The sequence below is a fragment of the Streptomyces sp. NPDC047042 genome, assembly GCF_040644035.1.
Classification (GTDB): Bacteria; Actinomycetota; Actinomycetes; order Streptomycetales; family Streptomycetaceae; genus Streptomyces.
Genome location: NZ_JBEYVP010000090.1, coordinates 1 through 11,041 on the forward strand (window position 1 = coordinate 1; position 11,041 = coordinate 11,041).

An 11,041-nucleotide genomic window follows, 5' to 3' on the forward strand; every position below is an offset into this window, starting at 1 on the left:
CCCGCCCCCCCCCCGGGCGCGGGGGGGGGGGGGGGGGGGCGGGCGGGCGGGGGGGGGGGGGGGGGGGGGGCGCCCCCCCCCCCCCCCCGGGACAGGATGGGACGGGTAGGGGCGGCGGGGGCGAAAGAAACAACCTTTCGCCCACCGCACCCCCGTACCCCCCTCCACCAGCCCCCCATCCCCCCACCCCGCCACAACACGCCCCGACCAGACCTCAACCCGCCCCGAATCGATCAACAACCAGTCACACTGCGGCACTTCAACAGGCACCAATACGTAACAGAAGCGACGTAATCGATGATTTGAGCAACCGGGTGTAGCAGTGCCTGCACGAAGCGTTATTCTCCTCAGACGCAAACCGGTACCCCTCCGTCGCCACGACGGGTGAACGGTCCCGCACTGCACGTGATGGAAGCTCTGCCTCTGGGAGTCCCGTGTACCCACACGTCGGGGTTGACGCCTCGGGCCTGGCTACGCTGCGCGCAACGGTCCTAGACCTGTTGCGCGGCTTCGTCCCCACCGCGTACGCCGCCCCCGCATTCGCCACCGCCGCACCACTCGGCCCGTGCTACGCGCTGGCCGACGGCACCGCCGCGGTCGGCAGACGAGGGCGCGCGGCCGGCGCCGCCACCACTCGCCGCCCCGCCGCGGACAGTGACAGCGCCCGCATGATGGACCTTGTCGAGCGAGCACAGGCCGGCGAGGCCGACGCCTTCGGCCGCCTTTACGACCAGTACAGCGACACTGTGTACCGGTACATCTACTACCGGGTGGGCGGAAAGGCCACCGCCGAGGACCTGACGAGCGAGACGTTCCTGCGCGCCCTGCGCCGCATCGGAACCTTCACCTGGCAGGGCCGCGACTTCGGCGCGTGGCTCGTCACCATCGCCCGCAACCTCGTCGCCGACCACTTCAAGTCCAGCCGTTTCCGGCTCGAAGTGACCACCGGCGAGATGCTGGACGCCAACGAGGTCGAGCGCTCACCGGAGGACTCCGTCCTGGAGTCCCTCTCGAACGCGGCTCTCCTCGACGCCGTACGACGCCTCAACCCCCAGCAGCAGGAGTGCGTGACGCTGCGCTTCCTCCAGGGGCTGTCCGTCGCCGAGACCGCGCGCGTGATGGGCAAGAACGAGGGCGCCATCAAGACCCTCCAGTACCGCGCCGTCCGTACCCTCGCCCGGCTCCTCCCGGAAGACGCCCGCTGAGTACCGCACGAGGTACTCGCCGCACGACTCCTCACCCCACCCCAGCGAACTCCACCCCCAGCGGACTCCACCCACCCGGCGTCCGCCCAACCGGGCTGCGCCCACCCAGCTGCCACCCAGCTTCCACCCGCCCTGAATCCCTTCCCGATTCCGCACACTCAGCAACCACCAACTCACCTTCGGTGAAAGTCCGTTGAGTTCGCGGTCCGATCATCCGCCGTCCGTAACCCAAGTGCCGCGCCACTCGTTGTGCGGGATACAGGCTCCCTGTGGTCACTCCCCGACCGTCTTCGATCATCTGATCGAATGGAGGTGTTCGGGGTTGTGCAACCCTCAGGACCCCCTGGGGAGCCGACCGTCATGACGAGAGGAGGTGCCGCCAGTGATCGCGAACGTTTCGGCGCACCGGCGGGCGAACGCCTTCGCCCAGGCCCTGGAGGAGCTGTCCGACCGGGACTCGGCGGCCGAGCAGCCCGAAGGACCGGCACCGGACACTGACCCGGAGTCGCCCCCGGCTGCCGCGGAACAGGCCGACCACCGGGCGGACCACCAGGCGGAACCCCGGGCGGAACGGACCGAAGCAGGCCGCCTCGTGGCCCTCGCGACCGGCCTCGGCGAACTGCCGAAGCCGGTGCTCGACCCCGCGGTCAAGGTCGTCCACCGGGCCCAGCTGGTGGCCGCGATGGAGGCCATGCTGCGGGACGGCACCGTGCCGGGAGGCGGGGCGGCGAACCCTTCGGTGCCCGAGCAGCGCTCCCGGGCGAAGGGCAGCCACAGGGCGAGCGGGCTGGGGAAGTTGCGACCCCGTACACGGCTGACGAAGGGACTCGCCGCCGGCGGTCTCAGCGTGGGCGTGGCGGCGGGAGCCTTCGGCGGTGTCGCCGCTGCCAGCTCCGACGCCCTGCCGGGTGACTCGCTCTACGGCCTCAAGCGCGGCATCGAGGACGTCAAGCTCAACTACCTGGCCGACGGCGACAACGAACGAGGCCAGGTCTATCTCGACCAGGCCTCGACGCGGCTCAGTGAGGCCCGTCGGCTGATGGAGCGCGACCGCGCCGGCCAGCTCGACCACGAGTCGCTCGGCGAGATCCGCCGCGCTCTCTCCGGGATGCGGCACGACGCGTCCGAGGGCCACCGCCTGCTGCACCAGGCGTACCGGCACGATCCCGACTCCCTGGGCCCCATCCAGGCGCTGGACGCGTTCTCCCGCTCCCACCGCGAGGCTTGGGGCGCTCTGCGCGAACGCCTCCCGGTGCAGCTCGGGGACGTGAGCCAGGAGGTGTCGTCGGTCTTCGACGCCATAGACGAAGAGGTCGCCCCGCTCCAGTCCATGCTTCCGAAGCCGCCCTCCTCCAAGAGCGGCTCCGGCGGCTCCGGACACGGCGGTGGCGGAGGTGAACGGCAGAGCTCCGGACCGGCGTCGGGCACGAGCTCGTCCGGTTCCGACCGGTCGGCCGCGCCCAGCGACCCCGGGGGCCACGCGGTCGGCGGGCGCGAGTCCAACAGCGGCAACCCCAAGCCGTCCGCCTCGGGCACCAGCAGCGACGGCCTGCTCGGCGGCAACACCGGCGGCCTCCTCGACCCGCCCCAGAACAGCGGCTCGGCATCCCCGTCGACGAGCACCCCGTCGAACGCCGCCGAACCGGACGTCACCCTCCCACCGCTCCTCCCCGGCCTGCTGCCCGGCCTGGGCATCGACGGCGAGGACGCGAGCTAGAGCCGTCGGCAGTACGACAGTCGGGGGCGCCCTTCGTGACGAAGGGCGCCCCCGACGACGTACGCCGTACTCGTTTCTCGCGGCTCAGAAGAAAACAGAACGCCGCTGCACCAGCAGCTTGTAGAGGGTGTGCTGGATCTGCTCCCTGACCTGGTCCGTCAGGTTGAACATCAGCATCGGGTCCTCGGCCGCCTCCGGCGGATAGCCGTCCGTACGGATCGGCTCGCCGAACTGGATCGTCCACTTCGTGGGCAGCGGGATCGCGCCCAGCGGGCCCAGCCACGGGAACGTCGGTGTGATCGGGAAGTAGGGGAAGCCGAGCACCCGGGCCAGCGTCTTGGCGTTGCCGATCATCGGGTAGATCTCCTCCGCCCCCACGATCGAGCACGGAATGATCGGCGCCCCCTGCCGCAGCGCCGTCGACACGAAGCCGCCGCGCCCGAAACGCTGCAGCTTGTACCGCTCGCTGAACGGCTTGCCGATGCCCTTGAAGCCCTCCGGCATCACACCGACCAGTTCACCGCGCTCCAGAAGCCGTTCCGCGTCCTCCGCGCAGGCCAGGGTGTGACCGGCCTTGCGGGCCAGCTCGTTGACCACCGGGAGCATGAAGACCAGGTCCGCCGCGAGCAGCCGCAGATGCCGGCCCGCCGGATGGTTGTCGTGCACGCCGACCTGCATCATCAGGCCGTCCAGCGGCAGCGTCCCGGAGTGGTTGGCGACGATCAGGGCGCCGCCCTCGGCCGGGATGTTCTCGATGCCCTTGACCTCGACCCGGAAGTACTTCTCGTACAGCGGGCGCACCAGCGACATCAGGACCTGGTCGGTGAGCTCGGCGTCGTAGCCGAAGTCGTCGACCTCGTAGTCCCCGGTGAGCCGGCGCCGCAGGAAGGACAGGCCGCCCGCGATACGCCGTTCCAGGCCGCCGACAGCGCCGCCGTCCGGGGCGGACGACGGGGCAGGACGCCCGGGCCGGCCCTCGGACTCCTGGGGCTGCTGGGACTCCTGCGGCGGCTGTTGCTCTCGTGTCACCTGGACATCATCCTGCGGCCGGGCCAGTCCCGGCAGGGGCTGGACCTCGTGAATCACCGCGGGTTCGCCCTTGCGCCGGCCGCTCCCCGCGCTCCGGCGGCGCGACGGCCGCGCGGCGGAGCCCGCGCGGGACCTGTCGTCGTCGAACGGAATGACCTTGGCATCCGCCATCGTTGATGCGCTCCTCGGTTGGCGCTCTGCGTCGGTGGGCTCTGTCCGTCAGGTCGCTTGCGCGCCTGTCCCGCTCGTCATGCCCGTCCCCGTGCCCGTGCTCGTCCCGCCGGACGTGGCCGGGGTGCCACCACTGCCCGCGAAGGGTACGAAGGGCAGCGCGGCGATCCGGTCGACGACCCCGGCGAGAGCGGCCGGCGGCAGCAGCCCGGGGCCACGGACACGCGCGAAGTCCTCGAAGGTCTCGGCGGTCGTGAACTTCGGCTGGTAGCCCAGCGTCTCGCGCATCTGGTTCGTCGCCACGACCCGGCCGTGGGTCAGCAACCGGATCTGCTCGGGCGAGAAGTCCGTCATTCCCAGCGTACGCACCAGCGACCCGGTCCAGGTGACGGCGGGCAGCAGCAGCGGCACGGTGGGACGGCCGAGCCGCCGCGAGCATTGCGACAGCAGCAGCACCCCGTCACCGGCGATGTTGAACGTGCCGCTGTTGAGCGTGCCGCGTTCCGGCTCGTGCGAGGCGATGCGCAGGACCTCGATCACGTCGTCCTCGTGCACGAACTGGAGCCGGGGGTCGTAGCCGAACACGGTCGGCAGGACCGGCATCCCGAAGTACTGGGCGAGCGGCGAGTCCGCGGTCGGCCCCAGGATGTTGGCGAAGCGCAGCACGGCCACGGCGACGTCGGGCCGGCGCCGCGCGAACCCCCGTACATAGCCCTCGACCTCCACCGCGTCCTTCGCGAAGCCGCCGCTGGGCAGCGACTTGGGCGAGGTCGTCTCGGTGAAGACCGCCGGATCCCGGGGCGCGGACCCGTACACGTTCGTACTGGACTTCACGACCAGCCGTTTCACCGCGGGCGACTTCTGGCAGGCACCCAGCAACTGCATGGTGCCGATGACGTTGGTCTCCTTGACCGTGACCCGGCTCCCGCTGCCCAGCGCTATGCCCGTCACGTCCAGGTGGACGACCGTGTCGGCGTTCGTCTCGGCGAGCACCCGCGCGATGGTGGGCTGCCGGATGTCGGCCTGGATGAAGTCGGCGCCGCCCAGATGATGCTCGGGCGGAATGGCGTCCACGGCGATGACCCGGTCCACCTGGGGGTCACGCTGGATTCGTCGTACGAACCGGCCCCCCAGTTGACGGGCCACCCCGGTCACAAGCACGACCTTGCCCAAGATCAGTGCCTTCCTTCCAGCCGTGTTTCCCGTGTGGAGCCCAACCTAGCGGGTTGTTGTTGCGCTGTGATGACCGCCCGAAGCATGAAGTCACGGGAACGCCGTACGTACGCACAAGCTAATACGACTGTGGCCCCCCACCGAAAATCCGGTGGGGGGCCACAGCCTTCACGCTCACGCTCTCGCTCGCGCTATCGCGGCGTCGCGCGGAAGCAGCGATCCCGATCCCGATCTCGCGATCGGACCGACTGCTTCTTGGTGCGACTACTTCTTGTTGCGACGCTGAACGCGCGTGCGCTTCAGCAGCTTGCGGTGCTTCTTCTTCGCCATCCGCTTGCGCCGCTTCTTGATAACAGAGCCCACGACTAACCCTCGCTCACTTCTCATCACTCGGCGTTGGGCGCCATGGGCCCATACGACCTACAAGGGGCCAGCCTACCCGTCCGAGCGCTGAGGTCGTAATCGAGGTCAACCGAGGAGATCAGACGGGACCCGTGATGCCCTGAGGGGTCCCTGCCCATACCCCCTCGACCGCCGTCAGGCTGTCTCCACCCCCACATAGCTCTCGCGAAGGTACTCGTGAACCGCTTGTTCCGGGACGCGGAACGACCGTCCTACCCGGATCGCGGGCAGATGACCGCTGTGCACCAACCGGTACACGGTCATCTTCGACACTCGCATCACCGAGGCGACTTCCGCCACGGTAAGGAACTGAACCTCGTTCAGAGGCCTCTCGCCTGCAGCCATGACACACCTGAACCTTCCGCACTCGACTGGCCACCGGCTTCCCCTTCCGGTGACTCTTCGTCGTTGCGTGCTCACTCCCCAATGTAGGGGCGGGTGATGCGAGTGGGGAAGAGGTGCACCCATCGGCGGCCTACTGTGACAGACACGCTCGATTGAGTACGTAGCGGGTAATCGGCCGGTAGTAAGCAGACCGAACAGCATCATCAAGTGGCACGACGACGGACACGCGCCCCTCCGCCTCTCCGACGAAGAGCGCGGGATCGTCCGTATCGGCCAACCCGATGGCCTCGAACCCCAGTTGACCTGCGCCGCAGACCCAGCCGTGATCTCCGATCACCAACTCCGGGAGCGTTCCGCCGGCCTCGGCGACGGCGTCCAGAACGGTACGAACCGGGAGCGGCGAGTGCGTGTGTGCGCCGGGCTCACGCCCGGCGGCCCGAGGATCCGGCTCCCGTACGAGCGCGACTCCCCGTACGTAATCAAGGTTGTACGTGCGTAGGCCGAACCGGGTCGTTATGTCGACAGAGCTACCCTGCGCAGGGGTGAGGACATCACATCCCGCCGCCGACAAAGCGTCCGCAAGAGCGACGTAGAAACCGAGCAGTCGGTGCGGGTGACCGGTGCCGAGGAGTACCGGAACCCGGTGCCGGACGGCTGCGGAGAGTCGCTCGGCAAAGGCGTCGAGAGCCACGAGCGTCCGCTCCGGATCGATCACATCACATCCGGACGTGCACTGCGGATCGGCCGAAACCCCGCATTTGTCGGCCATCAACCCGATCAGATCCCGCTGCCGCCAGGTCCACTCGGGATCGAGTCCGATCAGCGCCCGGGGGTCCCGGGCGGCGAACAGCCGATAACTCCGCAGACTCTCCTCCCGCGAGGTGGCCACGGGACCCGCGAGGCGGGCGGCCAGGAGATGGGCACGGAGGGCGCCGGCGCTCAACACGTCAACGATGGTGGCTCAGTCACCCATCCCGGATGCCCAAAATGCGGGAAACATCCCACAGTTGGCGTAATAACGCTGCCCGCACTCGAGGCTCTCACGGTCCTCGTGACACTGGTGACACTCATGACGGAACAGTGACAGGAAGACCTACAACTCCCCCGGCGACTCCCATGTCTCACCACACGTGCGCACCGAGCGCCAGTCGACCGACCACAACACAGGCATCACCACAGGGGGAAACACCATGAAGCTGTCCCGTCGCAGGACCGCCACCACCGCCGCTCTCGCATCGGCCACCGCCCTCACCGCCCTCTTCGCCACCGCGGCGCCGGCGTCCGCCGCGATAGACACCGGGTACAACGGCGTCTGCGGCACTGGCTACAAGGTCGTCGCCACCACGGCGGTCGGCCGCGTCGGACGGATCTTCGTCACGTGGAACGAGGCAGAGGGCCAGAGCTGCGCGGTGACCATCCGCAACTCGACCGGCCCCCGCATTCACATGGGCATCGAGCTCAACGTGCTCGCCGACCACGAGACCACCCCGATGTCCGATGCCGACGACTACTTCACGTACGCGGGCCCGGTGCACTACCCCTCCCGTGGCTACTGCGTGCAGTGGTCCGGCGTGGTCGGCGACGTCGAGGCGTCCGGCACGGGCGTCTGCAACTGACGCCTGCGACTGCCGTCGGCGCGGAACCCGCACAGGGGCCGACACCGGAACCGGAGCCCGAGCCCACGCTCGGGACCGCCGGTGTCGCCCCACCGCACCCCACCCACGACAACGCACGTCACCTACGCCAGCAACCCCCGCAGCGGAAAGACAGCCTTGCGCGCAGCGATGACCGCCTGGTCCAACCGGTCCGCCGGGTCGTACCCCGACTCCCAGTCCGCGTAGGCCACCGGCCACCGCCCGTCCGTCATCCGCGCCGGCGCCAACTGCCGCGTACGCGCGAACACTTCCTGCCGCCAGCTCTCCGGGATCACCGCCGTGGGCTCGACAGCCCGCCCCGCCGCGATCGCCACCAGGTGCGTCCAGGACCGCGGTACGACCTCCACCACCGCGTATCCGCCCCCGCCCAGGGCGATCCACTTCCCCTCCGCGTACTCGTGCGCCAGGTCGTGGCAGGCGACCTGCACCGCCCGCTGCGCGTCCAACGACACCGCGAGATGCGCCAGCGGATCCTCGAAGTGCGTGTCGGCCCCGTGCTGGGTGACCAGCACCTGCGGCCGGAAGTCGGCGATCAGCTCGGGCACGACCGCGTGGAAGGCCCGCAGCCATCCGGCGTCTCCGGTCCCGGCCGGCAGGGCCACGTTGACGGCGCTGCCCTCGGCGGGACCCTGCGCCCCCGTCTCCTCGGGCCACCCGGTCTGCGGGAACAGGGTCCGCGGATGCTCGTGCAGCGAGATCGTCAGAACCCGGGGGTCCTCCCAGAACGCGGCCTGGACGCCGTCCCCGTGATGCACGTCCACATCCACATACGCGACCCGCTCGGCCCCCAGCTCCAGCAGCCGGGCGATCGCCAACGACGCGTCGTTGTAGATACAGAACCCGGACGCGCCCCCGGGCATCGCGTGATGCAGCCCGCCCGCGAAGTTGACGGCGTGCAGCGCCTCCCCGCGCCACACGGCCTCGGCGGCCCCCACCGACTGCCCGGCGATCAACGCGGACACCTCGTGCATCCCGGCGAAGGCGGGATCGTCGGCGGTCCCCAGCCCGTACGCCGTGTCGGCCGCCTCCGGATCGGCGGACGCGGCCTTCACCGCCTCGATGTAGTCCTCCCGGTGCACAAGCCGCAACGTCGACTCCCCGGCAGGCTTGGCCGAGACCACGTCCACGTCCTTGTCGAGCCCGAAGGCGTCGACCAGGCGCCGGGTCAGGGCGAGCCGGACCGGATCCATCGGGTGATCCGGACCGAAGTCATAGCCCGTTACTGCTTCGTCCCACATCAGCTGTGCGCGGCCGCTCATGCCCGTCACCGTATCCGGCGCGTCCCGGATCGAACGACCCCGCGTACTTCAAGGTCACCAGAACCAACACCATCGGAACGAGCATCGCCCCACGGTAGTTCCACAGATCACCCAAAGCCCCCACAAGGGGAGAACCAATCAAAAAGCCCACATAGTTAAATATGTTGAGCCGCGCGACGGCGGCATCCGAAGCCCCGGGGAACAGCCGCCCGGCTGCGGCGAAGGTCTGCGGCACGATCACACACAACCCGAGCCCCAACAGCGTGAACCCGAGCATCCCGACCCACGCCCCGGGCGCCACAGCCACCACCCCGAACCCGAGCGCCGCCACCAGCGCCCCCGCCCGTACGACGGCCACCGCACCGAACCTGCGCACCCCGATGTCCCCGATGGCCCGCCCGACGAGCGTGGTCACCATGTACACGTTGTACGGCACGGTGGCGAGCTGCTCCGAACTCCCGAGCACGTCCTGCAGATACTTCGCACTCCAGTTGGAGACGGTCGAATCCCCGATATAGGCGAACGTCATCACCAGACACAGCGGCAACAACATCCGGAAGACGAGAGCACTGGACCCGGCCCCCTCCCCCGCGGGGGCATCACCCACCCCACCAGCCCCCGGGTCCGCCTCACCCTTCGCGTCGACGTACCACCGACTACCGATCGCCGCGGCCGGCAACAGCACGGCCACCACAGGCAGATAGGACGCGAACAGCGCGAGATGCCAGTGCGCCCCGGCCCACGCCAGCGAGGCCCCGACGATCCCACCGAGGCTGAACGCCGCATGGAACCCGAGCATGATGCTCCGCCCGTACGCCCGCTGCAGACTCACCCCGAGCATGTTCATCGAGGCGTCGAGCCCACCGACGGCCAGCCCGAACGCGCCCAGCGCCACCGCGACCTCGGCCACATGATCCCCGGCACCGACACCGAGCAGCGCCAGCAGTACGACGGGCTGCGACCACCTCAGTACGAGGCTGGGCGGCACCCGCTTGACCAACTGCTCGGCGCAGACACTGCCGACCCCGGCCAGCACCGGCACGGCGGCGAGGAAGAGGGGCAGCAGCGCGTCGGAGATCCCGTACCGGTCCTGGATGGCCGGAATCCGCGTCACGAGCAGCGCGAAGGCGGCACCCTGAGCAAAGAAGCTGAATGCCAGCGAGGCTCTGCCGCGCCGCAGCACATCTGTCATGGCCGCGAGCGTAAGGCCCCGGCTTACCCGTGGGTAGACGACAAGGAAGATGAATTCTGCTCACCTTTCCCTTCATCCACCTTGAGTGACAGCCAAAGCACCCTCCGTACACAAACAGACCCCAACACCCTGCCTCAAGCAAGCAGTTCGGCCAACTCACCCATGCTGCCGAAGAGCCGAGTCGCCCCGACCAACCGCTCGGCAGGAGTCATGGCGGTGAACCCGAGTACGTCCATCCCGGCCGCGACAGCCGCCCGCACCCCCAGCGGACTGTCCTCCACCACCACACACCGCCCGGCCGGCACCCCCATCCGCTCCGCCGCGTGAAGAAAGAGATCGGGCGCCGGCTTCCCCCGCCCCACATCCTCCGCACTGAAAACGCGCCCACTGTCGAACCACCTCGCGAGCCCGGTGGTCCGATGCCCCACCCGAATCCGCTCATGACTCCCGGAGGAAGCCACGCAGTACGGCACTCCGTCAGCGGCCAGCTCCTCCAGTACGTCGACCACACCGGCCACCGGCTTCAACTCCCGCTCGAAAGCGGCGAACACCCGCGCGTGAAAGACGTCGTCGAAGTCGCCGGGCAACCGCCGCCCACTCCGCTCCTCCACCAGATCGTGTACGCGGTGCATGGCGGACCCCATGTAGTCGCGAAGGGAGTCCTCGTACGAGGTCGGATGCCCGAGTTCGGTGAGATAGGCGGCCAACAGCGTGTTGGAGATCGACTCGCTGTCGACGAGAACACCGTCGTTGTCGAAGATGACAAGGTCATAGCGCATAACTGGACCCTAAACGCAGAAAACCCCCGCACTGTAAAGTGCGGGGGTTTTCCCAATATTTGTTCGGCGGTGTCCTACTCTCCCACAGGGTCCCCCCTGCAGTACCATCGGCGC

11 protein-coding genes are annotated in these 11,041 nt (G+C 69.1%); 3 read left to right on the top strand and 8 right to left on the bottom strand.

The features are described 5' to 3' along the window. The first annotated feature begins 434 nt into the window (after positions 1-434). Positions 435-1,205: an ECF subfamily RNA polymerase sigma factor, BldN family gene (locus tag ABZ855_RS47770; protein ID WP_319213944.1), complete on the top strand. Its 771-nt coding sequence runs from the start codon at positions 435-437 to the stop codon at positions 1,203-1,205. A gap of 382 nt (positions 1,206-1,587) precedes the next feature. Beyond that, the gene (locus ABZ855_RS47775) at positions 1,588-2,922 is read left to right on the top strand and encodes a DUF5667 domain-containing protein (protein WP_360820185.1); all 1,335 of its coding nucleotides are present in this window, start codon (positions 1,588-1,590) and stop codon (positions 2,920-2,922) included. An 84-nt stretch (positions 2,923-3,006) separates the two neighbouring features. Here ABZ855_RS47775 and ABZ855_RS47780 read toward each other — a convergent pair whose 3' ends face one another. The 5 genes from ABZ855_RS47780 to ABZ855_RS47800 form a co-directional block, all read right to left on the bottom strand. Further along, positions 3,007-4,122 carry a lysophospholipid acyltransferase family protein gene (locus ABZ855_RS47780; RefSeq protein WP_360820188.1) on the bottom strand — a complete coding sequence of 372 codons (1,116 nt, stop codon included), beginning with the start codon at positions 4,120-4,122 and terminating at the stop codon, positions 3,007-3,009. A 48-nt stretch (positions 4,123-4,170) separates the two neighbouring features. After that, complete coding sequence (locus tag ABZ855_RS47785; protein WP_360820191.1) at positions 4,171-5,295, bottom strand: NAD-dependent epimerase/dehydratase family protein; 1,125 nt, start codon at positions 5,293-5,295, stop codon at positions 4,171-4,173. A 264-nt stretch (positions 5,296-5,559) separates the two neighbouring features. After that, positions 5,560-5,658 carry an AURKAIP1/COX24 domain-containing protein gene (locus ABZ855_RS47790; RefSeq protein WP_003948845.1) on the bottom strand — a complete coding sequence of 33 codons (99 nt, stop codon included), beginning with the start codon at positions 5,656-5,658 and terminating at the stop codon, positions 5,560-5,562. A gap of 174 nt (positions 5,659-5,832) precedes the next feature. Beyond that, positions 5,833-6,042 carry a helix-turn-helix domain-containing protein gene (locus ABZ855_RS47795; protein ID WP_093781815.1) on the bottom strand — a complete coding sequence of 70 codons (210 nt, stop codon included), beginning with the start codon at positions 6,040-6,042 and terminating at the stop codon, positions 5,833-5,835. A gap of 130 nt (positions 6,043-6,172) precedes the next feature. After that, positions 6,173-6,988 (bottom strand): phosphatase, encoded by an 816-nt coding sequence (locus tag ABZ855_RS47800; RefSeq protein ID WP_360820194.1) that lies wholly within the window; start codon positions 6,986-6,988, stop codon positions 6,173-6,175. Between the two features lie 244 nt (positions 6,989-7,232). Here ABZ855_RS47800 and ABZ855_RS47805 point away from each other — a divergent pair, with 244 nt between their 5' ends. Beyond that, complete coding sequence (locus tag ABZ855_RS47805; RefSeq protein WP_360820197.1) at positions 7,233-7,658, top strand: spore-associated protein A; 426 nt, start codon at positions 7,233-7,235, stop codon at positions 7,656-7,658. A gap of 122 nt (positions 7,659-7,780) precedes the next feature. Here the strand turns inward: ABZ855_RS47805 and ABZ855_RS47810 are convergent, their stop codons facing one another. The 3 genes from ABZ855_RS47810 to ABZ855_RS47820 all read right to left on the bottom strand — a co-directional run bounded on the left by ABZ855_RS47810 (position 7,781) and on the right by ABZ855_RS47820 (position 10,927). Then, positions 7,781-8,956, bottom strand: coding sequence for an acetoin utilization protein AcuC (locus ABZ855_RS47810; protein WP_360820200.1), 1,176 nt, complete (start codon positions 8,954-8,956; stop codon positions 7,781-7,783). Further along, positions 8,907-10,148, bottom strand: coding sequence for an MFS transporter (locus ABZ855_RS47815; RefSeq protein ID WP_360820203.1), 1,242 nt, complete (start codon positions 10,146-10,148; stop codon positions 8,907-8,909). Before ABZ855_RS47815 ends, ABZ855_RS47810 begins: the two co-directional genes overlap by 50 nt. 134 nt (positions 10,149-10,282) lie before the next feature. After that, complete coding sequence (locus ABZ855_RS47820; RefSeq protein WP_360820206.1) at positions 10,283-10,927, bottom strand: HAD family hydrolase; 645 nt, start codon at positions 10,925-10,927, stop codon at positions 10,283-10,285. Positions 10,928-11,041 lie beyond the last annotated feature (114 nt).

Excerpts from the sequence above, each read along its gene's own strand:
- ABZ855_RS47780 (WP_360820188.1), bottom strand. The coding sequence starts at position 4,122 with ATGGCGGATGCCAAGGTCATTCCGTTCGACGACGACAGGTCCCGCGCG.
- ABZ855_RS47795 (WP_093781815.1), bottom strand. The coding sequence starts at position 6,042 with ATGGCTGCAGGCGAGAGGCCTCTGAACGAGGTTCAGTTCCTTACCGTG.
- ABZ855_RS47805 (WP_360820197.1), top strand. The coding sequence starts at position 7,233 with ATGAAGCTGTCCCGTCGCAGGACCGCCACCACCGCCGCTCTCGCATCG.
- ABZ855_RS47810 (WP_360820200.1), bottom strand. The coding sequence starts at position 8,956 with ATGAGCGGCCGCGCACAGCTGATGTGGGACGAAGCAGTAACGGGCTAT.
- ABZ855_RS47815 (WP_360820203.1), bottom strand. The coding sequence starts at position 10,148 with ATGACAGATGTGCTGCGGCGCGGCAGAGCCTCGCTGGCATTCAGCTTC.
- ABZ855_RS47820 (WP_360820206.1), bottom strand. The coding sequence starts at position 10,927 with ATGCGCTATGACCTTGTCATCTTCGACAACGACGGTGTTCTCGTCGAC.